23 protein-coding genes and 1 riboswitch are annotated in these 24,730 nt (G+C 36.6%); of the genes, 18 read left to right on the plus strand and 5 right to left on the minus strand.

All coding sequences use genetic code 11. From position 1 onward, the window contains the following. The first annotated feature begins 147 nt into the window (after positions 1 to 147). The 5 genes from ACIP9C_RS19990 to ACIP9C_RS20010 all read left to right on the plus strand — a co-directional run bounded on the left by ACIP9C_RS19990 (position 148) and on the right by ACIP9C_RS20010 (position 3,307). Entirely contained in the window at positions 148 to 1,620 is a 1,473-nt protein-coding gene (locus ACIP9C_RS19990; protein ID WP_401013620.1) for a helix-turn-helix domain-containing protein, read from the plus strand. Positions 1,621 to 1,937: 317 nt separating this feature from the next. Next, a complete protein-coding gene (locus tag ACIP9C_RS19995; protein WP_401013623.1) occupies positions 1,938 to 2,147 on the plus strand; it encodes a hypothetical protein in 210 nt (69 codons plus the stop codon). A 16-nt stretch (positions 2,148 to 2,163) separates the two neighbouring features. After that, positions 2,164 to 2,367, plus strand: coding sequence for a gamma-type small acid-soluble spore protein (locus ACIP9C_RS20000; RefSeq protein ID WP_401013626.1), 204 nt, complete (start codon positions 2,164 to 2,166; stop codon positions 2,365 to 2,367). Positions 2,368 to 2,451: 84 nt separating this feature from the next. Then, entirely contained in the window at positions 2,452 to 2,634 is a 183-nt protein-coding gene (locus ACIP9C_RS20005) for a cysteine-rich CWC family protein (RefSeq protein WP_401013629.1), read from the plus strand. Between the two features lie 94 nt (positions 2,635 to 2,728). Next, positions 2,729 to 3,307, plus strand: a complete 579-nt coding sequence (locus tag ACIP9C_RS20010) for a DUF305 domain-containing protein (RefSeq protein ID WP_401013632.1) — start codon at positions 2,729 to 2,731, stop codon at positions 3,305 to 3,307. A gap of 611 nt (positions 3,308 to 3,918) precedes the next feature. Here the strand turns inward: ACIP9C_RS20010 and ACIP9C_RS20015 are convergent. Beyond that, complete coding sequence (locus ACIP9C_RS20015; RefSeq protein ID WP_401013814.1) at positions 3,919 to 4,530, minus strand: metallophosphoesterase family protein; 612 nt, start codon at positions 4,528 to 4,530, stop codon at positions 3,919 to 3,921. A 324-nt stretch (positions 4,531 to 4,854) separates the two neighbouring features. Between ACIP9C_RS20015 and ACIP9C_RS20020 the strand changes: the two genes are divergently transcribed. From ACIP9C_RS20020 to ACIP9C_RS20060, 9 genes are all read left to right on the plus strand, one after another. Further along, positions 4,855 to 6,351: a class I adenylate-forming enzyme family protein gene (locus ACIP9C_RS20020; RefSeq protein ID WP_401013635.1), complete on the plus strand. Its 1,497-nt coding sequence runs from the start codon at positions 4,855 to 4,857 to the stop codon at positions 6,349 to 6,351. Positions 6,352 to 6,498: 147 nt separating this feature from the next. Next, the gene (locus ACIP9C_RS20025) at positions 6,499 to 7,482 is read left to right on the plus strand and encodes a C39 family peptidase (RefSeq protein WP_401013638.1); all 984 of its coding nucleotides are present in this window, start codon (positions 6,499 to 6,501) and stop codon (positions 7,480 to 7,482) included. 90 nt (positions 7,483 to 7,572) lie between these two features. Beyond that, positions 7,573 to 8,805: a carboxylate--amine ligase gene (locus ACIP9C_RS20030; protein WP_401013641.1), complete on the plus strand. Its 1,233-nt coding sequence runs from the start codon at positions 7,573 to 7,575 to the stop codon at positions 8,803 to 8,805. After that, the gene (gene cuyB / locus ACIP9C_RS20035) at positions 8,802 to 9,503 is read left to right on the plus strand and encodes a cysteate racemase (RefSeq protein ID WP_401013644.1); all 702 of its coding nucleotides are present in this window, start codon (positions 8,802 to 8,804) and stop codon (positions 9,501 to 9,503) included. Before ACIP9C_RS20030 ends, cuyB begins: the two co-directional genes overlap by 4 nt. Before the next feature lie 147 nt (positions 9,504 to 9,650). After that, positions 9,651 to 10,799: a DEAD/DEAH box helicase gene (locus ACIP9C_RS20040; protein ID WP_401013647.1), complete on the plus strand. Its 1,149-nt coding sequence runs from the start codon at positions 9,651 to 9,653 to the stop codon at positions 10,797 to 10,799. 1 nt (position 10,800) lies between these two features. Further along, positions 10,801 to 12,030 (plus strand): aminopeptidase, encoded by a 1,230-nt coding sequence (locus ACIP9C_RS20045; protein WP_401013650.1) that lies wholly within the window; start codon positions 10,801 to 10,803, stop codon positions 12,028 to 12,030. A gap of 32 nt (positions 12,031 to 12,062) precedes the next feature. Next, the gene (locus ACIP9C_RS20050; protein WP_401013653.1) at positions 12,063 to 12,995 is read left to right on the plus strand and encodes an SGNH/GDSL hydrolase family protein; all 933 of its coding nucleotides are present in this window, start codon (positions 12,063 to 12,065) and stop codon (positions 12,993 to 12,995) included. Between the two features lie 1,268 nt (positions 12,996 to 14,263). After that, positions 14,264 to 15,421 carry an exonuclease SbcCD subunit D gene (locus tag ACIP9C_RS20055; protein ID WP_401013656.1) on the plus strand — a complete coding sequence of 386 codons (1,158 nt, stop codon included), beginning with the start codon at positions 14,264 to 14,266 and terminating at the stop codon, positions 15,419 to 15,421. Beyond that, a complete protein-coding gene (locus ACIP9C_RS20060; RefSeq protein ID WP_401013659.1) occupies positions 15,418 to 18,498 on the plus strand; it encodes an AAA family ATPase in 3,081 nt (1,026 codons plus the stop codon). Before ACIP9C_RS20055 ends, ACIP9C_RS20060 begins: the two co-directional genes overlap by 4 nt. A 187-nt stretch (positions 18,499 to 18,685) precedes the next feature. On the opposite strand, the gene ACIP9C_RS20065 is transcribed toward ACIP9C_RS20060, so the two are convergent. Together ACIP9C_RS20065 and ACIP9C_RS20070 are read right to left on the minus strand one after the other, a co-directional pair. Next, positions 18,686 to 18,808 carry a hypothetical protein gene (locus ACIP9C_RS20065; protein ID WP_255639590.1) on the minus strand — a complete coding sequence of 41 codons (123 nt, stop codon included), beginning with the start codon at positions 18,806 to 18,808 and terminating at the stop codon, positions 18,686 to 18,688. A 28-nt stretch (positions 18,809 to 18,836) separates the two neighbouring features. Further along, the gene (locus tag ACIP9C_RS20070; RefSeq protein WP_401013662.1) at positions 18,837 to 19,169 is read right to left on the minus strand and encodes a magnetosome magnetite crystal formation protein family; all 333 of its coding nucleotides are present in this window, start codon (positions 19,167 to 19,169) and stop codon (positions 18,837 to 18,839) included. Between the two features lie 128 nt (positions 19,170 to 19,297). Beyond that, a riboswitch (TPP riboswitch) is annotated at positions 19,298 to 19,405 on the plus strand. A 121-nt stretch (positions 19,406 to 19,526) separates the two neighbouring features. Here ACIP9C_RS20070 and thiT point away from each other — a divergent pair. Both thiT and map read left to right on the plus strand, forming a co-directional pair. Then, positions 19,527 to 20,087: an energy-coupled thiamine transporter ThiT gene (gene thiT / locus ACIP9C_RS20075; protein WP_401013664.1), complete on the plus strand. Its 561-nt coding sequence runs from the start codon at positions 19,527 to 19,529 to the stop codon at positions 20,085 to 20,087. Between the two features lie 254 nt (positions 20,088 to 20,341). Beyond that, positions 20,342 to 21,097 (plus strand): type I methionyl aminopeptidase, encoded by a 756-nt coding sequence (gene map / locus ACIP9C_RS20080; RefSeq protein ID WP_401013667.1) that lies wholly within the window; start codon positions 20,342 to 20,344, stop codon positions 21,095 to 21,097. 47 nt (positions 21,098 to 21,144) lie between these two features. On the opposite strand, the gene ACIP9C_RS20085 is transcribed toward map, so the two are convergent. Continuing rightward, complete coding sequence (locus ACIP9C_RS20085) at positions 21,145 to 21,858, minus strand: hypothetical protein (RefSeq protein ID WP_401013670.1); 714 nt, start codon at positions 21,856 to 21,858, stop codon at positions 21,145 to 21,147. A gap of 207 nt (positions 21,859 to 22,065) precedes the next feature. Between ACIP9C_RS20085 and ACIP9C_RS20090 the strand changes: the two genes are divergently transcribed. Both ACIP9C_RS20090 and ACIP9C_RS20095 read left to right on the plus strand, forming a co-directional pair. Continuing rightward, positions 22,066 to 22,893: a polyphosphate kinase 2 family protein gene (locus ACIP9C_RS20090; RefSeq protein WP_401013673.1), complete on the plus strand. Its 828-nt coding sequence runs from the start codon at positions 22,066 to 22,068 to the stop codon at positions 22,891 to 22,893. Positions 22,894 to 23,002: 109 nt separating this feature from the next. Then, the gene (locus ACIP9C_RS20095; RefSeq protein ID WP_401013676.1) at positions 23,003 to 23,593 is read left to right on the plus strand and encodes a GNAT family N-acetyltransferase; all 591 of its coding nucleotides are present in this window, start codon (positions 23,003 to 23,005) and stop codon (positions 23,591 to 23,593) included. A 376-nt stretch (positions 23,594 to 23,969) separates the two neighbouring features. Here the strand turns inward: ACIP9C_RS20095 and ACIP9C_RS20100 are convergent, their stop codons facing one another. Then, positions 23,970 to 24,719, minus strand: a complete 750-nt coding sequence (locus ACIP9C_RS20100; protein ID WP_401013679.1) for a class I SAM-dependent methyltransferase — start codon at positions 24,717 to 24,719, stop codon at positions 23,970 to 23,972. Positions 24,720 to 24,730: the final 11 nt, after the last annotated feature.

Genomic DNA, 24,730 nt, shown 5'->3' on the forward strand with positions numbered 1-24,730 from the left:
TATTGTAATAAACTATTATCAATATGTTTTACATAAAGACAAAGTCTATAATGGCTTTGTTTTTATGTTTTTTAAGAAATTTTAGTATCATAGTGTTTTAATTTTAAATTTTAATATTTAGATAAAATAAAAAGGAGCTGATAGATTATGGAAAGATTTTTAGATCGCCCAGAAAAAATACTGATTTATCTTTATTGTAAAAGCGGACAAACGAAGATTGATGAGTTGGCAGAACATTTACAAGTTGGACGATCAACTATAGAAAAAGAACTTCATTTTTTAATGGAGACATTAAGTAACACAAGATTTTTTATAAAATCTGGGGAAGTCCATTTAGAAATAATTTCTCCTTCACTAATAGATGATGCACTGAAGTTACTATATAAAGATAATGTGTTTTTTAAAATAATAACAATAATTTTCGAAAAAAATATATATTCTATAAGTGAGATTACAAATATCCTGAATATGAGTAAATCTACAGTGTACCGTAAATTTAAAGTCATAAAAGAATGGCTACACGAATATAAAATAAAATTAGTTACTACTCCAGTGCTAACAATTCAAGGTGATGAAAAAAATATTAGAAATTTAATGCAACAATTTTATGATTTTTATCTATCTCGTTCTTTATCGGAAATAAGATTCTTTAACAAGGAGCTCTTTGTGAAGAAAATTGACGAAATTTGTATTTTGAATAGTTTCAATTTGACACCACAAGGTCTACGAAAATTGTCAATTTCCATGGAAATTTTGCATATAAGGAGTCGACTTGCAAGGTATATTCAATATGAAAATTTCCCAACTGAAGAAAATTCTCTTTATATAAATATTACTAAAAAGCTACAATCGTTTTTTCCTACTTATATGGACAAAAACATTAAACAATGTGAGATTATTTATTATGCAACGAATTTATATAACTACTTAATACGCAAGAGAAAGCTAACAATAGGTGAAATTTATTCTTTAAAAGATACTAGTATGCGTTATAGTATGATTTTTGATTTTTTAGAATATATATCTGAAAAATTTTATTTTGATTTTTCTTCTGATATAAAACTCGTTGAAGGGTTAAGTAGATATACTGAACTCTACTATATTGATTTACGTTTAGGAACGAATAATAGGTTAAATGAGTTAAGCGGTTACATAAACATTTGTAAAAATCATCCTTTTTATTTTCTTGTAAAAGAAGCAGCATTAAAGTTATTTAAGCAATATAATTTTCTACCTGAAATTAAAGAAATTGATATATTTGCTCTTTACTATTTTCTCTCAATAAGCCAACTTAGAATAAAAAAGATACAATCTGTATCGATAGCTATAATAACTGAATCAGAATTTGAACAAGAAAGTATATCAGAATATTTAAAGTTTAAATATGGAACAAATATACAAATATACTCATTAAACCTATACGCTTTCAAAAAGAATATATTTTATCAAGAATATGATTTGTTAATAAATATGGAGAATAACAATAGTCTTTTCAAAGGCGTTGAAAGCCTAACGATCTCTCCTTTATTAAGTAACGCCGATAAAAGTAAACTTGATTATAAAATAAACGAACTTTTAAATAAAAAAATGACTAAATATACTGATCTAATAGTATTTTAACGTAATCTCGATATGCCATTTGCATTGGATTTATCCTAATGAATTTTAAAATTGCCTAACGCAATCTTAAGCAAGATGTAAAAGAGCAATTATCACCTATTTTCTGTTTACTCTAATAGCCTTGCAATCTACACGAACAATGAATTTAGTCTTTATTCAACTTTCTGTAGTAGTCAAATTTTTTGATTTTCAAATCTAAAAAACATGGAAAGTTCACGTTATGCATGTTTTAAAATACTATAAGGTGGATATACAATAAAGAAGTACACATAATCTATACACGTTTACACACATTAACGATAAAGGAGTGTGACAACATGAATAAAGAAAATGTGCCACCTGAGAAAAGAAAATTTATGAACTTAGCAAGTAAAGATAAGCCCGACATGGTTGATTCAGATACAATCAGTATTTTTGACTTGCATGAAGATATGCAAACGGTTGATCCCATTCCCGTTGAAGAGCTCAATAAAAGGGTGAAAAGAGAAGGCGATGAATTGATTGAAATGGAGCCTGATGAATTATAGAAAGGAATGAATTTGCTTGCAAAATAGGGATGAAGAGCAACTTACGGCGTCTGGTACGAATATTAATGATGTAAAACAGAAAAATGCAGAAGCAGGTTTATCCTATAATGAAGTGAAAGAGCTACTAGCTAAAACGGGTGGATATGGTACTGGCAAATATAGTGATACAGATAGTGAAGAAGTGAAGGCGCAAAATAATCAATCAATGCGTAATATGTGATAGTGTAGGGAGTGCGAAATTTAGCCTGTATTTCGTGCTCCTTTTGTTGTACAGTACAACCATCGTAGAAAGGAGTGTAATTATATGCTATATGAAGAAAAATGTTGTCCTATATGTGGGAAAGAAAATCAATGTGGTGTTGCAGAAGGCCAGGAGGAATGCTGGTGTATGGATGAAAAATTTCCTGAAGATATAATAGGAGCAGTCTCTAACGAACCTAAAAAGTGCATTTGCCAAAAATGTTTACATACATATAAAAACATATAGCTTTCTCTGTTTCATTATCTTGGTATTTGATGGTACAAATGTCTATCGCACAACAACCTACCTGGCATACATTACTCTGAAAGGAGTGTGTCTAATGACTAAACCAATTCCACTTAGTAATGTAACCCAGGCATATTTAGAGGAAAACAAAAGAATAATCAATAAGATGATGCAAGGTATGACCTATGTAACCATAACATGTAGCATATCGGAAAACTTCATTAAACAAATAATTCCACATCAAATTGCGGCTATTAGAATGTCAGAAAATGTATTGCAATATACAACGAATATTGCCGTTCAAAATTTCGCATTAGAAGTTATACAAACTCATACTGAAATAGTCGAGAGTCTAGAAGCAATACAAAACAGATGCTGTATCGTACAAAATACAGAATATGAATTATATGAATATATGTGTACATTTAAAGAAATTGCTGAAACAATGTTCCAAGCATTGTGCTCACCACCAACTTCTAATAGTATCAATGTAAATTATATTCAAGATATGATTGTTCATCATCAAGCAGGTGTACGATTAGTACAAAACGTTCAAAGATTCTGCATATGCCAAGAGTTAATTCCAATTCTTCAATGTATGATTCAAACATTATGTTGTCAACTTGAAGAAATGCAAAAATTACTTGATGCGCTACAAGATTGTGATTGTTAAAAATAAAACGCTAAAATTGTTCGCAATTTTAGCGTTTTATTTTTTGATAATAGAATTAATTGAAATGTATTAAAACATCAATGTGTTTGATTTTTGCTCCGAGTGGACGCGTTCCACGGGCTTGGCTTCAATCTCCTTACGGGGATTGAATCTCAAGTTGGTTTCCGTTCCAGGCACTCTATTTCCGCCGATATGGCTCCAACTAATTTTTCGCTCGTGCTGTTCCTGCAGGAGTGTCGTGCATTCCACTCCAACCAACTAATATTCTTCACATTGATAAGTAGATGGACTTTACTTGTAGCATGTATGGATGTAATGAGGATAAATCTACGAGACCGTTGATGTCCGCTATGGCGGTTGCTTTCCGCGGACACACCGTAAGCCGCAACCCTCGCTAACACGAGGACTGCTGGGTCTTACGTTGCGTGCTGTTCCTACATGAGTAACCGCCTTCGCTACCAGCAACTAGTAACCCTACTTAATATTTCGCTCTAACTCACAAAAAATATAACAGTAAAGATTTGCCTATCTCACTTTTTAACGTAGTTTCTCAAAGTTTGAAAAATTATGAGAGATTGAAGGATTTATATTGGTTTCTAAGTATCTGTAATTTAAATGCCAACTGCATCCTTAGCTTCGAAGGACGATGCGCACATAAAAGTGACTGTTCGCTTGTCGCTATCATATAGGCACCATTCACGGTGATCAACTACAGAGCCCACATTGATGCGATATTGCTTTGCTTGCAACTCAATTGGTTGACCGAAATGAATACGAATCGGCAACTTTTTATTTTGACGATAGATTCCTGATTCGTGGCTATGTCCGAAAAAAAGAAGCTGCTTATCGATTGAAGGAAACTTAGGCTGCCATGAAATACTCCATTGAAATTGGTGTCCATGGATAAGCATTGCACCTTCAATGTCCATTGTTTCAGGCATTGTAATAAAGCGTTCAATTCCTGTAACGTGCGTAATACGTTCTTCTTGATTGCCTCGAATAGACGGGAATGTCAGTAGTTTTTCGAAATCATTATTTATAATAGCGGCCTTTTGCAAAGACAAGCCTGATATCGTTTTTGCTTTTTTCTTACTTACTGTACATTCATATAAATCGCCTAATCCTATTATTTCAGCATCTTTTGCTGTTTGTTGTATTTGAGCTAATACTGCCTTTGTATCATCAATATTAGAATGTAAATCTCCTAAAAGTGCATACAGCATAATAATCATGCCTTTCATTTTCAAAATAATTTTACAAGTATCATACACCTAACAGAATTTGATAGAAAAGTAATATGTATCAGAATATTTTGTGACACAACTTACATATTTTGAATGTGTGGGAAAATTGCTAACAAATAAGTTGCTTGATAAAATAGTTTATGTAATCTAAATTTTCTGAATAATGTTAGCGGATTCCTATTTTAAAGCTTTTAAATTGTTTTAGCAGACATATTTCATCTCTGTATGTGGAGTAGCTATTGACTAGCTCAAAACGCTAATTCGCTGAGGAGTAAGTAACAACTAAAAATGAGGGGGTATATGATGACGATAATTATGACGGATATTTTACAAAAATGCGCTACACAGCAACCTGATGCGATTGCAACGATTTATGAAGGTGAAAAGGTAACTTATAGCGAGTTTTATAAGTATGCAGAAAAGTTTGCAGCATATTTACAAGAACAGGGCTATGAGAAAAATGATGTCATTGCGCTATATACACTAAATTCCGATATGTTTTTAATTGCTTACATCGGTATCCAACTAGCCGGTTATGTTGTGATGCCTATCAATACAAAACTTGCAGCACGAGAGGTTGACTTTATCGTTAATCATTCAGAAGCAAAAGGACTCATATATGACGAGAGAATAGAAGAAGTACTAGCTGATATTCCGTATAAATTTCAACATGTAATCGGCTTAAAAGAAATGAAAGAGGTTATCGAAAACTATAAAGGGCAAAGAAAGAGTATACAATTACAAGCTAATGATACGGCTGTCGTAATGTATACGTCTGGTACTACAGGGAAGCCAAAAGGGGTAATGCTGACGCATCAAAATATTGCTTCGACAGCAGATATTTGGTCAGCATCTATGAATATGACGAATGAGGACAGCATGTTTATTTGTACACCATTGTTTCATTGTGCAGGACTCCATGTATTTGCGATGCCAATGTTCTATAAAGGTGGTACGGTAATTATAGAGGAAAGTTTTTCACCAAAGAACACGTTAGAACAGCTTGTGAAAACACAGGCCACTATTTTCTTTGGTGTACCCTCCATGTATACGATGATATTAAATACACCTGAATTTAAGGATCATTCCTTTATGAATTTACGTTTATTATGTTATGGTGCAGCACCAATGCCATATGAACTTGTGAAGCAAGTTAAAGAAGCTTTGCCGAATGTAAAAGTTCAAAACTTATATGGTCAAACAGAAAATTCACCTGCTGCTACCTCTCTTTTAGATGCAGATGCATTGTCAAAGATTGGCTCAGTCGGAAAACCGTTGGCACAGACAGAAGTACGTGTTGTAGATAGCTATGGAGAAGCAGTGCCAGCAGGAGAAGTTGGTGAAATTTGCGTTAGAGGACCCCAGGTAATGAAAGGTTATTTGCGCAATGATGAAGAGACAGCCCGAGCTATTCAAGATGGTTGGCTTTATTCAGGAGATTTAGGGCGGTTTGATGAAGAAGGCTACTTATATATAGTCGATCGTAAAAAGGACATGATTATTCGCGGTGGGGAAAATATTTATCCAATTGAGATTGAGGAAGTATTATACCAATTGCCAGAAATTTTAGAGGCAGCAGTTGTTGGCTTACCACATGAGGTGTACGGTGAAGTACCAAAAGCGTTTGTCGTATTAAAAGAAGGGAAGCTGTTAGATGAAGAGTCTATTTTAGCCTATTGTCGTTCACAGCTTGCAAAATATAAAGTGCCTTATGAAATAGAATTTTTAGCACAGTTACCACGTAATGCATCAGGAAAGGTGTTAAAACATACGCTTCGACCTAAAATAGCAACATCTTAAAAGTATAAGATTTTGTCAATACATTGAAAAGTAGCAGGATAAAATATGAACACCTATTAAATTAGCGTATAATAAAGCTACGACAAATTGTAAAAATAGAATAGAAGATTATATATTTCTTCGAATGAGATAGGAGCGGAATTTGTCTTGTGGAGTGATTATAAACGCCTTTTAATAGTAAGTATTATGATTATCATGCTACTTTCTGGTTGTAATCAATTAACACAGCAGAGTCGACCAAAGAATCAATTAACTGTTTTGACGGTAGAATTTAATAGTGGTGCACCAATTCCAAGTCTCTATATAACAATGACAGATACGGAGACCGGTAGGAAAATTGAAGAAGCAGTGGGCTCTGAAGAGGGTGAAGCTACTTTTTCAAACCTTGTAGAGGGCAGAGAATATACGATTACCGCAACAACGTTAAGTAGCAAGGATGATAATGGCTATACGACAATTGAAAAATTTACGTATGATGTGACAAAGCCGTATTATCGACTGCCAACGCATTCCTCAAGAGCAGAGCAAGAGCTTGCTGTTCCAGTAATCATGCAGAAACCAGAGCTTCCTCAAGGTTGTGAAATTACGGCACTAACAGCTGTTTTAAATTATTACGGCATGGATGTTACAAAGCTTGAAATGGCGGATAACTATTTGCCTAAACAAAATATATATACATCTGGCGGTCAACGCTACGGGCCGAACCCAGCGCTTGCGTATGCAGGAAATCCACGGGATAAGGCAAATGGTATGTACGTCTTTGCAGCGCCTATTGTCAAAGCTGCGGAAGCCGCTATTGCAGATAAGCAGGCCAACCTTCGTGTAACCGATATGAGCGGTGCCTCTCAAAGTGAAATGTTAGACCTTGTAGAAGAGGGAGTTCCGGTTGTCGTTTGGGTTACACTTGATTTATCGACACCTAAAACAACTGCAAATAAAGGCTGGATTTATGAAGGTGAAACGGTGAAGCACGCTGCATACTTAAACTTACATGCCGTAGTATTAACTGGTCATTCAGATCAGCAAGTTGTCGTCATGGACCCATTACAGGGGAATGTTTCATATAATGTAGACGAATTTTTCAAGAGCTATCAGGAGCTAAATATGCAAGCGGTAGCGGTTCATAAATAATAAATTTCGCAAGAGAAGCTATTGGAGCGCAGTTTTGACAGCAGTAAAATATGTTACACTAATAAAAAAAGCTAAAGTGAGTTGAGTAGAATGGCCATTGAGCACGCTTTTTTACCAGTTTTATTGGGCGATGAAATGAATGCTTACGGTATGGCGCGAGCATTTTACGAGTCCTATGGCGTTAAACCACTTGCATTAAATCATACGAATATGGAAAAAATTCAACAAAGCGATTTATTAACTTTTCGTGAAGTACCAAGATTGCATATTGAAGAGCGCTTTGTTGTTGCTTTAAAAGCTATCGCAGAGGAATTTTCAGAAAAGAAATTATTACTTTTAGCTTGTGATGAATTTTATGTAAAGAAAATTGTGCAGCACAAAGATGAATTATCGAGTTTTTTTGTTATTCCATATGTCGATGAACCACTTGCCAATCAATTATTAAAGCGTGAAAGTATGTATCAGCTTTGTGCAAAGTATGGCTTCCATTATCCTGAAATGCATGTGTGTACTGTAAATGACTACGAGCAATTAACGATGCCATTTGAATATCCTGTTATCATTAAGCCTATGAATATGACAAAGTACGCAAGTTGTATTTTCCCAGGTAAGAAAAAGGTATATACTGCACATAATGAAGATGAAAAAGATGCTATTTTTCACGCAATATATAAGGAATCTGCTTACCGTGATGATTTAATGGTGCAACAATATATTCCAGGTGAAGATGCCCATATGCGTGTTGTAAATGCTTATGTTGGACAAGATCACAAAGTCAAGCTACTATCTGTAGGGAACCCGATTTTAGAGGAGCATTCACCAGACGGTATTGGACGCTATGTCGCTATTATGACGACTTATGACAAGGAACTAATGGATTGTGTTAAAACGTTTCTGGAGGCGCTACAATTTAAAGGCTTTGCTACATTTGATATGAAATATGATGAACGTGATGGACTGTACAAATTATTAAGTATGGAATTACATAATGAACTATCGAATTATTATGTGACAGCAAGCGGCTATAATTTAATGCAGTATGTAGCGGATGATTTTATTCGGGGAAGTAAACAGCAGCTAACATATGTGCAAAACAAGCACCTTTGGACGATTGTGCCTAATGGTGTATTATTTAAATACGTATTAAATGAACAACTTGTAATTGAAGCTAAAAGTTTGATTCGACAAGGCTTAGCAACGGATTCTATTTTTAATTATAAAGATATGAATGCGAAGCGTTGGTTGAATGTAACGCTTGATAATTTAAGCTTCTATCGCAAGTATAAGAAATATTTTAACAACAAAGGTCTGTCTAACTCATGAAAAAACAAACTTTAGGTATAATTGGTGGCGTCGGTCCACTGGCAACAATGTTTATCGGCGAAATGATTGTAAGACGTACAAAGGCAACAAAAGATCAGGACCATGTACATACCATTATTGATAATGATACAAATATTCCTGATCGAACGGCTTTTATATTAGATAAAACAAAAGAAAACCCTGTTCCAGTATTAATAGAGGATGCAAAAAAACTAGCCGCTGTTGGAGCAAATTTGATTGCCATTCCGTGTAATACGGCACATACGTTTTATGATGAAATAGCACAAGGCTCTCCAATTCCTGTGTTACACATGATTCGTGAAACGGCGAAGCGTGCTAATGATCTAGGGGCAAAACGTGTTGGTATTTTAGCGACAACAGGTACGTTAACGTCACGCATGTATCAAGATGCATTAGAGGAGTTTGGTATTATACCAGTAATACCAGATGATCAAATGAAAGAAAAAGTGATGGCGATTATTTACGATTATGTGAAGGCTGGTAAGGATGTCACACAAGAAGATTGGCAGCCTATCGAAGAAGCAATGCTAGCCTTGAATTGTGATCGTATCGTACTAGGCTGTACAGAGTTATCAATCGTCAATCGAGACTTAAAATTAAGTGACAAATATATAGATTCATTAATCGTTTTAGCTGAATGTGCTATTTTAGCATGCGGCTATGAATTAGTGGAGTAACATTTGGCTCACCTATTGTAAAAGGTGAGCTTTTTCAATACACGTCTAAAAAATTAATGAGTATTGCACAATATATAGAAGGAAAATGCTTGTGCACAGCTAGTGTGTTAAACTAATGTCAAGCAGGATAATAAGGTGGGAATTAACATGTCAGTAATAAATTTATTAAAAGAAGAATTACAAGCAAAATGGAACTTTGAAGAACCAATGAAAATTCAAGAAGAAATGATTCCAGCAATGCTTGAAGGCAAAGATATTGTAGCAGAATCACCAACAGGCTCGGGGAAAACATTGGCCTATGTGTTGCCTTTACTTAATAAAGTAAATGGATCGAAAAAGCAAACACAAGGTCTGATTGTTGCGCCATCTCAGGAATTAGCAATGCAAATCGTCGAAGTAATTCGTGAATGGATAGCGGGTACTGATGTTACCGTACAACAACTTATTGGTGGTGCAAACTCTGCACGACAAATTGAAAAGCTAAAGAAAAAGCCAACAATCGTAGTTGGTACACCAGGTCGCTTAAATGAATTAGTGCGTTCAGGTAAATTAAAGCTAAAAGAAATTGAAACAGTTATTTTAGACGAGTGTGATCAGCTACTAAGCCGCGAGTATCGCGTTGTGGTGAAATCCTTTATCGAAGGGTCAGCGTTTGGTCGCCAAGTAGTTGTTGTTTCTGCCACAATTACTGAGGAAATTGAATTAGTCGCAAGCCGTATGATGTTTGAGCCATTACGCTTTAAAATTAAACCTGAGGATATGGTGAAGTTTGGTAAAGTTGTGCATTCGTTCTTGAAAGTAGAAGAACGTGATAAAACAGACTTCCTACGTAGACTATCACATACAGAAGGTTTACGTGCCCTTGCTTTCGTCAATAATATTGATCAATTGCTAATGAAAGAAACCAAGCTACAATATCGTTCAGCACCAATTGTGACATTACATTCTGACATGAAAAAGGAAGAACGTAAAAAAGCTTTAGATGCATTCCGTAAAGGAGATGCACGTGTTTTAATTGCCACAGATATTGCAGCGCGTGGTTTAGATATTGCCGGTTTAACACATGTTATTCATGTCGATGTTCCACGTACAATTGAACAGTATTTGCATCGTTCTGGCCGTACTGGTCGTGCAGGTGCAGATGGTGAAGTACTAACATTGTTATCATACCATGATGAAAAAACGTATAAAAAGTGGACACGTGAAATTCCAGGCAAACCAGTGCAGAAGGTATGGCATGATGGCAAGCTCGTAGAAGGTAATTCAAAAACAATTGGACAAAAGCGAGGGAACTAATATGACATTTGAAGAAAAATTACAGGCATATGCAGAACTAGCGGTTAAGGTTGGTGTCAATATTCAACAAGGGCAATACTTATTAGTGAATACATCGGTGGAAGCTTTAGACTTTGCTCGTCTAGTGGTGAAGGAGGCATACAAAGCTGGAGCTGGTCGTGTTCATGTTAATTTTTCAGATGATGAAATGGATCGTGCTTATTTCGAGCATGCGTCTGATGAGGAATTTAATCGTTTTCCAGATTGGGTTGTTAAAATGCGTGATGAGCTAATCGAACGCAAAGGGGCATTATTATGGATAGATGCTGCAGATCCAGATAAATTAACTGGTATTCCAGCAGACCGTTTAGCAACACATCAAAAGGTATCAGGCGCAGCATTGAAAAACTATCGTAATGCAGTCATGAAGGATTTAATTGCATGGTCCATCGTAGCAGTACCTTCACAAAAGTGGGCAGGAAAAGTATTCCCGAATTTAGAAGTTGAAAAACAAGTACCAGCTCTTTGGGAAGCCATCTTTAAAACGGTGCATATTGGTGAGGGGAACGCTGTTGAAAACTGGCGTACACATGTTGCCAATTTAGAATCTCGCGCTACATTACTGAACAATAAAAAGTATGCAAAGCTTCATTATACTGCACCAGGTACTGACTTAACGATCGCGTTAGCACCTCAGCATAAATGGCTTACAGGTGGCAGTAAAACTCCTGATGATACTATTTTCATCGCTAATATGCCGACGGAGGAAGTTTATACGTTGCCAATGAAGCAAGGCGTAAATGGCTATGTTAGCAATACTAAGCCATTAGTTTACCAAGGCAATATTATTGACGGCTTTAAGCTTACATTTGAAGAAGGAAAAATTATTGAAGCGAAAGCACAAGTAGGGCAAGACCTTTTACAAGAGTTAATTGCAGTCGACGAGGGTTCTTGTTATTTAGGAGAGGTAGCACTTGTTCCACATGAGTCCCCAATCTCAGCTTCAGAGATACTGTATTTCAATACATTATTCGATGAGAATGCATCAAACCATTTAGCTATCGGCGAAGCTTATCCAACTTGTTTAGAAGGTGGAAGAGATTTAGAAAATGGACAACTGGAAGCGTTAGGGGCGAATATTTCAGTTACACATGAGGACTTTATGATTGGTAGCGGTGATATGGATATTGACGGTATTTTACCAGATGGTACTGTGGAGCCGATTTTCCGTAAGGGTAGCTGGGCTTTTTAATAGACTAACGTAAATAAATGTGAGGTGAGCAGATGAAACGACTATTGAGCCTAGTAAGTATAACGGTGCTTTCGTTGACACTTGGTGTTTCATCTGCTTTTGCACGCGCTGAAAATTATGTTTCACTTGGCGATTCATTGGCAGCTGGTCAAACACCGTATCGGGAAATTGATGCAGGCTATAGTGATTTTATCGCGATGCGTTTAGGAAAGATGGGACAACTGAGTCACTATACAAAAGAACTCGCTTTCCCAGGCTTCACAACAACGGACGTTTTAGAGCGAGTAAAATCAGAAGAGGCAAGTGAGGTATTAGCAAACGCAACACTTATTACAATTTCAGCAGGTGCCAATGATTTACTACGTCTTGTGCAGGTCAACCCAACGGCTGGTACATTAGCGTTTTCGCAGCTTCAGGTAGACTATGCTTTAAATATAGCCCGAAAAAATATGGAGGATATGTTAGCAGAGTTAAAATTACGTGCACCCAATGCGAAAGTGTACGTCATGGGTTATTATTTTGCCTATCCAAATGTGCATGCAACACAAAAAGAGGGAACGAATGCACAGCTCATGAAGTTAAATACGATTTTAAAGCAACAAGCTGAGCGGGCAGGGATGACTTACATTAATGTCTACGATGCTTTTGGATTGCAAGCTACTCAGTTCTTGCCAAATATTGTCGATGTCCATCCTAATTTTGAAGGTTATCGTCAAATGGCGAATGCCTTTTTAAACTCTTATAGTGGTAGTGATATGTTTGCAATCTCTACAACAGAATTACCACAGCCTAATCCAATGACATTTCAGGAGATATTAGAGAAACAGGCAGAGTCAAAGGGAAATTCCGTAGAAGCGAAACAGGAGAAAGTTTCAACTGTCAGGAACATTCAGGGCTTTATTGGCTATGCTACTTTCATAGAAAAAGCCAGAGCCAATCAGCGCTTAAAACTACAACGAATTTAGGGAATGAAAGATACAAAAAGCTGTAAAGTAAAAAAGTATGCTAAGTAAATGAACTGCCTCCTAATTAGGAGCAATTCAAGTAACTTAGCATGCTTTTTTATTACATAAAGTGCCAGGCACCGAAACAATTTTGAATTTTATGGGTGTTTTATGGGTGACAGGCACCAAAACAATTCTGAATTTTGTTAGTAGGGCGTTTCTAATATCCAAGTAAAAATCCACGAAGACTCCAGCGGGAACAGCACATGTTGTAAGACGCAACAGTCCGCGCGACAGCAAGGGTTGCGGCTTACACTGTGCCCGCGGAAAGCGAATTGGATTTTTACGGAATAGAAGGCTGAAATATTGTTAGGTACCCGTGCCAAGTGCTGTAACGAGTAACTGTAACGGGTGTCAGGCACAAAAACAATTCTGAATTTTTTTTTAGTAGGGTGTTTCTAATATCCAAGTAAAAATCCACGAAGACTCCAGCGGGAACAGCACACGTTGTAAGACGCAACAATTCGCGCGACAGCGAGGGTTGCGGCTTACACTGTGCCCGCGGAAAGCGAAGTGGATTTTTACGGAATAGAAGGCTGAAATATTGTTAGATACCCGTGCCAAGTGCTGTAACGAGTGTCAGGCACCGAAACAATTCTGAATTTTTTTTTAGTAGGGCGTTTCTAATATCCAAGTAAAAATCCACGAAGACTCCAGCGGGAACAGCACATGTTGTAAGAAGCAACAGTCCGCGCGACAGCGAGGGTTGCGGCTTACACTGTGCCCGCGGAAAGCGAAGTGGATTTTTACGAAATAGAAGGCTGAAATATTGTTAGATACCCGTGCCAAGTGCTGTAACGAGTAACTGTAACGGGTGACAGGCACCAAAACAATTCTGAATTTTTTTTTAGTAGGGCGTTTCTAATATCCAAGTAAAAATCCACGAAGACTCCAGCGGGAACAGCACACGTTGTAAGACGCAACAATCCGTGCGACAGCGAGGGTTGCGGCTTACACTGTGCCCGCGGAAAGCGAAGTGGATTTTTACGGAATAGAAGGCTGAAATATTGTTAGGTACCCGTGCCAAGTGCTGTAACGAGTAACTGTAACGAGTGACAGGCACCGAAACAATTCTGAATTTTATGGGTGTCAGGCACCGAAACAAGGCACCGAAACAGACAGGCACCGAAACAATTGAGGATTCTTCCAAATAAAAGAAGTTCTCTTAAAGTAAGAATATAGTTAAATGCATGATAAAATAAAAGAAAAAGACAGGAGGCGCAAATACAATGAAATTATTCCATACAGCCGATTGGCATTTAGGCAAGCTTGTACAAGGGATGTATATGACTGAGGATCAACACTATATTTTACAACAATTTATGCAAGCCATTGATAAAGAAAAACCAGATGCAATTATTGTAGCAGGAGATTTATATGATCGCTCAATGCCACCTGTAGAGGCTGTTAATTTATTGAATGATGTTTTAGCAGAAATTGTACTGGAAAAGAAAATTCCTGTGTTAGCGGTCGCAGGAAATCATGATAGTGCAGGTCGATTGAATTTTGGTAGTCGTGTAATGCGTGATAGTGGATTACATATAGTAGGTCAGTTCACAAAAGAACATGCACCTATTGTTCTAACTGACGAATTTGGTGAGGTTCATTTTCATCTTGTACCGTTTGCAGAGCCAGCTTCAGTCCGTACTATGTTAGAAGATGATACGATTCAATCACATCAAGATGCAATGCAAAAAATTATCGCACATATCAAACAAACGATGGATACAACAAAGCGTAATGTTTTTATTGGACATGCCTTTGTGACGAAATATGGCTATGAGGAAGAGAACACGAGTGACTCAGAGCGTCCACTATCTATCGGTGGGTCTGATTGTGTGGATGCAACGCTATTTAAACATTTCAACTATACGGCACTGGGTCATCTCCATAAAGCCCATTTTGTATTGAATGAATCGATTCGATATGCGGGTTCTCCTTTAAAATATTCGTTGTCTGAACATTTACATGAAAAAGGCTTTCTAATTGTAGAACTAGATGCAAGTGGAAACGTAGAAGTCACTAAACAAAAACTTGTGCCAAGACGTGATCTACGAGTGGTAGAGGGCTCGATGGACGATTTATTAAAACTACCGCCAAGTGATGATTATGTTTTCGTACGTTTAACAGACACCACACCTGTTGCTTCACCGATGGAGCGAATTCGAACAGTATTTCCACATGCGATGCATATTGAACGAAAAGCGTCACGAATGCAAGAAGACCATGAAATACAAGCAATTGAAATGGAAAAAGTAGAGGACATTGATTTATTCCGAGGATTTTATGCTGATATTTTGGGTGAACAGCCTGACTCAGAAACTGAGCGTTTATTTATAAATATGCTACAGGAATTATTAGAAGAGGAACGGGAGGCAGTTCGATGAAACCACTCAAGTTAACTATTACTGCTTTCGGTCCTTACAAACATACAGAGATTATTGATTTCCAACAGCTTGGTGATTATCGATTATTTGCTATATCAGGAAAAACAGGTGCTGGTAAAACGACAATTTTTGATGCCATTTGTTATGCACTTTATGGATCAGGAAGTGGCGAAGATCGTCAGGATACAGCGATGCTTCGAAGCGGTTTTGCTGCAGATGATGTTTATACTTCAGTAGAATTGATTTTTGAAATGAGAGGTAAAGTTTATCAAATTGTACGTCAGCCGGGCCATGTTAAAGCAAAAAACAAAAGTGTTACAGGAAAAAAAGTTGAATTAGCAGAAATGAAGGATGGTAAATTTGACTTTAGTATTGTAGAAAAGCAGCAAACAAATGAAGTAGATAAAAAGTTACTAGAAATTATTGGGCTGACAAAAGATCAATTTAGTCAAATTGTAATGTTGCCACAAGGCGAGTTTCGCAAACTTTTAACTTCAGATTCTACCAATAAAGAAGTGATTTTACGTAAGATTTTTAAAACGGATCGTTTCAGTGCAATGACAAAAAAGCTAGATCTTAAAAGAAAAGAAGCAGAAATGGATTTAGAACGAGCCCAGCAATTAAAAGAGCATTTACTTGGGCAAATTGCAGGCGTTTTACCGCACAGATCATCAACACTGTTTACTTGTATAAGCAATAATACCGACAATATGCATCAGCTAAAAAATGCCCTTGAGGAGGAGCAATTCTTTTATAGTGCTAGTATCCGAGCGGAACAAATGCGCTATGAAGAAGCTTATGCAAATCATCAAAAAGAACAAGAATATTACAGTATGGCAAAGGCGCTCAATGAACAATTCAATCAACAGGCACAACGGCAAGCGCGTTTGCAATTGTTGATGCAACAACGAGAAAAGTATACAGCTATGGAACAGGAAATACAGTTAGCTGAGCAAGCAGAACGTCTCATTATGCTTGAACAACAATGTGTAGATTTACGGACAGAGCAAAATCGTAAAGAACAACTTTATCAGCAAGCTACAATGAATCATCAAAATGCAGTAGAACAGCTGAAGAAATCGCAACATTTGTATACAGAAGAAGAAGCAAAAGAGCCTGAGCGTCAGCAAATATTGCAACGCGAAATAGAGCTATTAGCATTGGTACCGAAATTTGAGGCATTTGAAAGTAATCAGCAACAATTAGAAATAACAGAACAGCTTGTTGAAAGTTCCAAGCGTGCAGTAGCTGATAATCTTGATATTTTAGAAAAAGAACAAATGCAAGTTCGACAATTAACAGCAACGATTGAGCAATATGAAAAACAGATGGAACCATATGCAGGCTATTTAGAACGGCTTCCCTTACTGAAAGAGCAAGTAACACTATTAGCTCAAATCGAAAAATATGAGCGAGCGATTGAAGTAGCTGAGCAAGCTGTTAATAATGCACATCAACAATACAAAGAAAGTAAGCAAGCACTGCAAACAAAAGAGCAGCAATGGATTTCCGGTCAGGCAAGCATATTAGCAGCTAAGTTAAAGGATGGAGATCCATGCCCTGTTTGCGGTAGCACAACACATCAACTAACACATAGAGAACCGTCAGAAGTAGTAGATGAAGCGGAGCTAGAATCTTTACGAGCGATGACCAATGCAATTGAGCGTAAATATTTGGAACAAGAGGCGACGTTAAAATCGACTAAAAAACTGCTTCAAGAGGCAATTGAACAAGTAGATGCTTATCATATTTCAGTAGCTGATCGATTAGAACTAACAACCTCTTTACACGCTATTGAACAACAAGTTACTGTATTAAAAATAGTGAATGACCAACTGTCTGTCGCGCGAGCTAAGCTAAAGGGGCAACAAGAAAAAAATGAACAGCTACAACAAAAACAATTACAATTAGAGCAACATTTTGCAGAGCAATCGAAAGAGTTAATAAAACAGCAAGCGATTATAGAAGAACAGCAAAAGCAAATACCAGAACACGTACAGTCATTACGAGCTTTAAAACAAACGATTGCAGATGTGGGATCTCGAAAAATGGCGTTACAGGCAGCTTGGAATGCAATACAACAAAACTTACAAGCGACTAAGGAAGCAACAAATAAAGCATCAATGGCAGAAGAACTAGCAAAAACAGCATATGAGGAATTGCTAAATAAACTCAATGACAAGCGTGAACAGTTTTTAGTAAGCATGAAAGATGTTGGTTTTGCAACCTATGAAGACTATGCTGCTGCAAAGCGTAGCGTTAGTCAAATTGATGATTTACGTAAAGAAAGTCGAGATTATACATTACAACTGCATTCCTTACAGCAACAAATTGAAGATGGAGCAAAGCATCTTGAAGGAAAAGAGAAACAAAATCTAGCAGTATTAGAGGAAAAGCTTGAGATGCTCCGTACCACATATGAGGAAGCATTTAAAACCTTACAACAGACGCAAAGCTATGCAAAGGCATGTGCGGACTTTATTGATAAAGTAGAGGAAACGGCAAAGGAAATCCGTGTCCTTGAAAAAGAAGCAGGTCGTGTAAAAGAGCTTTACACAGTGTTGAATGGTCAAAATCCGAAAAAACTTTCCTTTGAGCGTTATATTCAAATAAATTATTTAGATAAAATCACTGCGGCAGCTAATATTCGTTTAGTCCATTTATCGAATGGACAGTTTGAACTGCGTCGTTCAGATCGGTTAGAGAAACATGCGAAGCAAAGTGGGCTTGGGTTGGATGTCTATGATGCGTATACAGATCAATTAAGAGATGTCAAAACATTATCAGGTGGGGAGAAGTTTAATGCATCACTAAGTCTTGCATTAGGTATGGCCGATGTAATTCAAAGCTTCCAAGGCAATATTCGTATCGAAACAATGTTTATTGACGAGGGCTTCGGTTCATTGGATGAGGAAGCGTTAAATAAAGCAATTGATACGCTAATTGATTTACAAGACTCTGGAAGAATGATTGGTGTTATTTCACATGTGGCCGAGTTAAAGGCTGCTATGCCGGCAGTATTACACGTTGAAAAAACGTTGAGCGGACATAGTACAACCCATTTTGAAGTAAAATAAGTGCCAGTCACTCAAACAATTCTGAATTTTCATAGCACTGCCAGTAGGGTTAGACAAACAAAAGTGCCAGTCACTCAAACAATTTATGCATAACAAAGTAAAAACCCACGAAGTCTCCTGCGGCATACAGAATGCTGCGCCGCAGGAAAGCCAAGTGGGTTTTTACGTTATAGGAGCCTATTGGCTATTATTTTTTGTGTGTCGTTACGTTTGGTGTTGTTCCTTTTTTTGCTGCGACCACTTTTTTGACAATAGGAATAACGATGGGCGCTAATTTTATAGCAGTTTTAACTACCTTCGATACTTTCATGAATACGACAGCTCCTTAGTACAAAATTTTAACGAATAACGCGTACAGCTTGAACAATATTCCAAATGACAATGCCTAATGAAACGAGTAAATAAATACCAAAAGATACAAACCATATGATAATAAATGTATTCCCATTAGACGAAGGATCAAACGTGTTTAATGACATAGTAGAAAATACAAAGACGATAAAGAAAATGATACCAAAGACAAATGGTATTAAATGAGAAATAAGTGCTTTGATGGAGTGTCTCTTGACATCACTATCTTTAGACACAAAATAAACGATTAACGGAACGATAAATGGTGCAAAAAAAATACTGAGATAACTAAAGGCAGATAAAATTTTTTGATTCTCCATAGTAGTCCCTCCTTTTTAATTATTTACGCATAGAAAACTCGAAAGTTTCAAAAAAATTAATGTTGAAAAGGTTGTAATTACAAAAGTGTTTGCGTACAATGAGGGTGTTCAACAAAAAAATAAGATGTAACGACCACAAGGGGAGCTGATGATGTCAGCTGAGACTGGGCACGTAATGCCTTTACTCTTCGAACCTGTAAGTTAACACTTGCGTAGGGATGTGGATAGAAACCGACACTTTTACGATGTGAGGCTCTGTCCTGGCATCGTTTTTTTATGCCGGATTGACATGCATCTCAAAATGATTTCTATTCCTGCTCTTGTATCCTACATCGGAACAAAGGAGAGAATAATAATATGGACAAAAAAAGATTACTCATGCTGGTGGAAATTGCAATTTTCGCAGCGGTAGGACTTGTACTCGATCAAGTTTCCTTTAAAGTATGGGCACAAGGTGGCTCGGTAAGCTTAGTAATGATACCAATCATCTTAATGGCATTTCGTTGGGGCCTCTTTGCTGGGCTAACAACAGGTTTACTGATTGGTGTTATGCAAACGATGTTTAACTCCTACATTGTGCATTGGCTTCAAGGATTACTAGATTACGGGGTAGCATTTACAGTAGTTGGGATAGCGGCAGTAGTACGCGAACCAGTATTTAAAGCGACAACAGCCTTAAACAAAAAGAAAATGGCCCTTTACATTGTAATCGGTACGGTGTTAGCAGGCTTCCTACGTTATTTAGCTCATACGTTTGCAGGTGCGGTATTTTTTGCAGAATATGCAGGCGAGCAAAACGCATGGATTTATTCAATCATTTACAATGGAACATACATGCTTCCAGCAACAATTTTAACAGCAATTGTTGCTGTGCTATTATTTACAGCGGCGCCACAATTAATGCAGCGGAAATCTTAAACACTATAAGAATGTCCTAAAAGTGAAAATAGTATGCTAAGTGTTACTTAGTATGCTATTTTTTTTATAATCTAAGGTCTCCACGTGATTGGGTTGCTATTTTTTAGACGAAGAACTTATAAAAAGGTCTGTTTTTTATTTACAAGGTACTTATGAAATAATGTTAGCATAGAATAATTAAAGCGTTTGGCGTTATGGACATATAAAGTTATGTTATATTAATGAATAGATATTAGATGAAAGGGACGTTAAAAATGATTGTAAAAACGCAAGAAGAAATTGAAGCCTTTAAAAAAATTGGTCGCATTTGTGCAGAAATTCGTGAGGCAATGAAGGCAGCTACAAAACCGGGTGTGACAACACTTGAATTAGATGAAATTGCAGGCAGCATGTTTGCTGAAGCAGGAGCTATTTCTGGTCCTAAAGGTGAATATGATTTCCCAGGATACACTTGTATTAGTGTCAATGAGGAAGTTGCCCACGGTATTCCAGGACAACGTGTTATACAAGAAGGGGATATTGTAAATATTGACGTATCCGGTTCTCTAAATGGCTATTTTGCAGATACTGGTATTTCATTTGTAGTAGGGGCAGGTTACGAGGATAAGGAAAAACTTTGCCGCGTAGCAAAAAGTGCCTTTGATCGCGCTATGACAAAAGTAAAAGCAGGTTCTAAATTAAACCAAATTGGGAAAGCTGTAGAGCGTGAAGCTTATGCAAATGATTTAACTGTTATTATGAATTTAACAGGTCATGGATTAGGTCGTTCATTACATGATGAGCCAAACCATATTTTAAATTATTACGATGCTTGGGATTCAACAATTATGAAAGAAGGTATGGTGCTAGCAGTTGAGCCGTTTATTTCTGCGAAAGCAGAACATATCGTTGAAGCTGGTGATGGCTGGACATTTGTTACACCTGACAAATCATTAGTTGCCCAAATTGAGCATTCTATTATTGTTACAAAAGACAAACCAATCATTTTAACTTCGTTAGATGAAGCATAAAATAGCCAAGTGATAAATAAGGCTAAATGAAAAACCTGCTTACCGATTTATTTTCGGTGAGCAGGTTTTTTTTTGACAAATAGGATACCAACAATTAGGACGCCACATAAAAATAAAGCCGCTGTCGTCACAAGTAATTCATCAAGGTTATTATGGAATGCAATGCCAATATAGGCCCATATAAACACGCTAGGATAAACAATGTCGAAATGATAGTAGCGAATATGTAAGGCGATGGCTACACCAATTGACAGTAAAATAACTGCCCAAAGTGGGTTGCTAAGCCCAAAACCATGCCATTCATAAGATGTTAGCGTAAAACTTGCATTTGTCATCATGATAAATGTAGACCAGGCAAAATAAATTGAAATGGGCAAACGGCCAGTTAAAGCATTATTTGTATGCGGGAAAGTATTGTAAAGGATGAACAAGTACAATACTAAAATTACGGAACAACAGAAAAATACGATGAATAATTCATAATGCCAAAATAAAATAGAGAGCGCCTGTAAAATGCATACATTGCTAAAGAGAACAGTCTGTTTAATAGATGTCTTTTGAAAATTCATAACTAACCAATAAGCAAGTAAAATGTAAATTAATATCCATATCATATAACTAATATTAATAGGTGCAAACATTACGGGAAAACGATTTGAGATTTCTAACGAAGATTGACCATTTATTTTTATGAAATAGGATGAAAAGGTTAGGATGAGCGAGACAATAAAGGTTATTGTCATTAAAATAAACTTAGGCAAGGATTCCTCTCCCTTCGTGTTAAATTGTATAGGGAAAAGACAAATAAGTATATGACTGTCACATAATATCTATTTTATTATAGCGGAAAACCCTTACAATGTATCATATGAATTTGCTTTAAAAAATCTACAATTTACCATTTGAATATGCATCCAAATATTTCTTTAGTACAATAGAAATAACCAATTTGAAGGAGTGGAATTTTTATGGCTCAAAATCTTAAAAATCTTGACCTATCGATTGAACTAGATAAAAAATTATATAAAAAGAAATTAAAAGTACTTCAATACGAAATGTTAAATGCACAGCAATTTTTACTAAACAATAAAATCGGACTTATTCTAGTATTTGAAGGAATGGATGCAGCAGGTAAGGGTGGCGCCATTAAACGTCTAATTGAACGTGTAGACCCTCGAGGTTACATAGTCCATCCAATTTCAGCTCCACAGCCTCACGAACTACGCTATAACTATTTGCAACGCTTTTGGAGAAAGTTACCGCAACATGGACAAATCGCTATATTCGATCGTTCTTGGTATGGAAGAGTGCTAGTAGAGCGTATTGAAGGGTTTGCGAAAAAGGATGAATGGTCTCGTGCTTATGAAGAGATTAACAACTTTGAAAAGATTTTAACTGCTGGAGACTACATTATTATAAAATTTTGGTTACATGTGTCAGATGAAGAGCAGTTGAAGCGTTTTAATGAGCGAGCGCAGGATCCATATAAATCATGGAAGTTAACGGATGAAGACTGGAGAAATCGTGAGAAAACACCTGAGTATATAGAAGCGGCCAATGAAATGTTTGCAAAAACAGATAAGAAAAATGCTCCTTGGATTTTGGTGGCAGGAAACGATAAAAAACATGCACGAGTACAGGTGCTACAAGAAACACTTGCACATATTGAACGCGAGGCACAAAAAAGAGGTCTACATCTATCGAATGTTTTAGATAAGTCCCATATAGAAGACGCTGAATCATCAAGTATCGAATTACAAATACATTCTAAAAAACAAGTAAAAACAAGTAAATAAATTGACTGATGCTGTGATAACAAGACAAGGCTGTTTTAGTTGTAGCAGCATCTTTTTTTACATACAATGAATATGTATTGACATTTATCGGAAGGCTTGTGGGGGAGAAATGGTGCTTAAAATTTGGAATTTATTAAGGAAAAAGGGTGGAAATGTGGTCTCGATTCAGGGGATAAAATGCTACGTTCGCACATTCCAAGAAAAAGATGCACAAAGCTTAATGGGTCTTGTAAGTCGAAATAAATACTTTTGGTCTACATATGAGCCGTTACAGCGTCCTGAATACTATACAGTTGATGCACAATATAAAAAAATTCAAGAAAGTTTATATTTAATGAACTCGAAGAGGGAATATACATTTGGTATATATGAGCTAGGTACAAATAATTTAATAGGACACATTTCGTTGTACGCTATCAAACGTTTACCTTATTCAAGTGCATTTGTTGGCTACGCAATGGATGAAATCTATGTTGGAAAAGGAATCGTTACAGAAGCTGTAGAATTAGTTGTACAATTTGCCTTTGAACAAATAGGATTACATCGTGTGGAGGCATATGTATCAACTGAAAATAATGCATCTATCCGCGTCTTAGAAAAATCAGGTTTTCAACGAGAGGGCTTATTAAGGAAGTTATTGTACATCAATGGTCAATGGGTAGATCACTATATGTATGCACGCTTAGAGCCATCATTATGAACACGCTATAAGCTATCTATAGCGTGTCGACAAAAGCATCTAAAGCTGGTGCTAATTTTTCAATCCTTCTTATAGTAAGGAAATGGAATATCCCTAATTTTTGTGATGATGGCATATATCGGCAGTAACCTTTTGCATGTTTTTTGGAGTCATCAAAATCTACATTGCCCTGTTGATTGGAGCGGAGGGTCGCGACTCCTGCGGGAACGCACAAAACGTAAGACGCAACAAACCGCGCGTTAGCGAGGGTTGCGGCTTACGTGTGTGCCCGCGGAAATTAACGCATCTCTAATTTGAAATGAAAGAAGATTTTAGCATGCTAGGTACGCCTAGTATGCTTTTTTGAAGTTGTTCTTTGTGTTTCTGGGATTGATTGTCATTTAACAGCTTCAAATGTTATGACTTGATTGCGATTTGTTGGGTATTGCTGATAGCAATAGTCTGCTGAAATAACGATATCTCTAAAACCAACTTGCATTAAAAGCCTTTTAAATTCATTGATCGCATACCATTTCAAAGTGAAAATTTCAAATTCGCTTTCGATACATTTACCATCTTTCCATTTATCGTAGCGATGATGCGAAGTAGTCGTTTGATTAATATAATTTATTTCAGATTGTGTTACTTGCAATGTAATTAATTCGCATTGATTGTTTGTAAACGTTCGATAGTGTGAGCTACCTTCACTAAAATCGGGTTGTAAAAATAAATCTACTATTAATCTCCCATTTGATTCTAAATGATGATAAAAATTAGTTAGTATATGAAAAGCCTTTTCATCGTCATCAATTAATAAAAATGTTCCTGCAGGAATAATTATTGCTTCATATTGTTGTTCTGACTGAAAGGTCTCCATATTGGCAAGAAAGATGTTTGCTTCTTTATTTGCCATCTTCAAATTGTTTCGGCAGTACGCTAACATTTCTTCGGAAAGATCGAAACCTTCAATTGCCAATCCTTGCTCAAGTAATGGAATTAAAATACGGCCCGTTCCAACAGCTGGCTCTAATATTTTTCCTTTTACATGAGAAAGTCTTTGGCTATAGTATTCAACATCTCCAAACGAACTGCCAATTGGTTTATCAAGATTATATACTTCTGCTGAAATAGAATGATAAGTTTGCATATGTTCCTCCA

The organism is Lysinibacillus sp. NPDC093210 (assembly GCF_044753985.1).
Taxonomy (GTDB): domain Bacteria; phylum Bacillota; class Bacilli; order Bacillales_A; family Planococcaceae; genus Lysinibacillus.

What these genes read in the sequence shown, in the direction of transcription:
- ACIP9C_RS19990 (WP_401013620.1), top strand. Translation starts at nt 148, where the DNA reads ATGGAAAGATTTTTAGATCGCCCAGAAAAAATACTGATTTATCTTTAT.
- ACIP9C_RS19995 (WP_401013623.1), top strand. Translation starts at nt 1,938, where the DNA reads ATGAATAAAGAAAATGTGCCACCTGAGAAAAGAAAATTTATGAACTTA.
- ACIP9C_RS20005 (WP_401013629.1), top strand. Translation starts at nt 2,452, where the DNA reads ATGCTATATGAAGAAAAATGTTGTCCTATATGTGGGAAAGAAAATCAA.
- ACIP9C_RS20010 (WP_401013632.1), top strand. Translation starts at nt 2,729, where the DNA reads ATGACTAAACCAATTCCACTTAGTAATGTAACCCAGGCATATTTAGAG.
- ACIP9C_RS20015 (WP_401013814.1), bottom strand. Translation starts at nt 4,530, where the DNA reads ATGCTGTATGCACTTTTAGGAGATTTACATTCTAATATTGATGATACA.
- ACIP9C_RS20020 (WP_401013635.1), top strand. Translation starts at nt 4,855, where the DNA reads ATGACGATAATTATGACGGATATTTTACAAAAATGCGCTACACAGCAA.
- ACIP9C_RS20030 (WP_401013641.1), top strand. Translation starts at nt 7,573, where the DNA reads ATGGCCATTGAGCACGCTTTTTTACCAGTTTTATTGGGCGATGAAATG.
- cuyB (WP_401013644.1), top strand. Translation starts at nt 8,802, where the DNA reads ATGAAAAAACAAACTTTAGGTATAATTGGTGGCGTCGGTCCACTGGCA.
- ACIP9C_RS20040 (WP_401013647.1), top strand. Translation starts at nt 9,651, where the DNA reads ATGTCAGTAATAAATTTATTAAAAGAAGAATTACAAGCAAAATGGAAC.
- ACIP9C_RS20045 (WP_401013650.1), top strand. Translation starts at nt 10,801, where the DNA reads ATGACATTTGAAGAAAAATTACAGGCATATGCAGAACTAGCGGTTAAG.
- ACIP9C_RS20050 (WP_401013653.1), top strand. Translation starts at nt 12,063, where the DNA reads ATGAAACGACTATTGAGCCTAGTAAGTATAACGGTGCTTTCGTTGACA.
- ACIP9C_RS20055 (WP_401013656.1), top strand. Translation starts at nt 14,264, where the DNA reads ATGAAATTATTCCATACAGCCGATTGGCATTTAGGCAAGCTTGTACAA.
- ACIP9C_RS20060 (WP_401013659.1), top strand. Translation starts at nt 15,418, where the DNA reads ATGAAACCACTCAAGTTAACTATTACTGCTTTCGGTCCTTACAAACAT.
- ACIP9C_RS20065 (WP_255639590.1), bottom strand. Translation starts at nt 18,808, where the DNA reads ATGAAAGTATCGAAGGTAGTTAAAACTGCTATAAAATTAGCGCCCATC.
- ACIP9C_RS20070 (WP_401013662.1), bottom strand. Translation starts at nt 19,169, where the DNA reads ATGGAGAATCAAAAAATTTTATCTGCCTTTAGTTATCTCAGTATTTTT.
- thiT (WP_401013664.1), top strand. Translation starts at nt 19,527, where the DNA reads ATGGACAAAAAAAGATTACTCATGCTGGTGGAAATTGCAATTTTCGCA.
- map (WP_401013667.1), top strand. Translation starts at nt 20,342, where the DNA reads ATGATTGTAAAAACGCAAGAAGAAATTGAAGCCTTTAAAAAAATTGGT.
- ACIP9C_RS20090 (WP_401013673.1), top strand. Translation starts at nt 22,066, where the DNA reads ATGGCTCAAAATCTTAAAAATCTTGACCTATCGATTGAACTAGATAAA.
- ACIP9C_RS20095 (WP_401013676.1), top strand. Translation starts at nt 23,003, where the DNA reads ATGGTGCTTAAAATTTGGAATTTATTAAGGAAAAAGGGTGGAAATGTG.
- ACIP9C_RS20100 (WP_401013679.1), bottom strand. Translation starts at nt 24,719, where the DNA reads ATGCAAACTTATCATTCTATTTCAGCAGAAGTATATAATCTTGATAAA.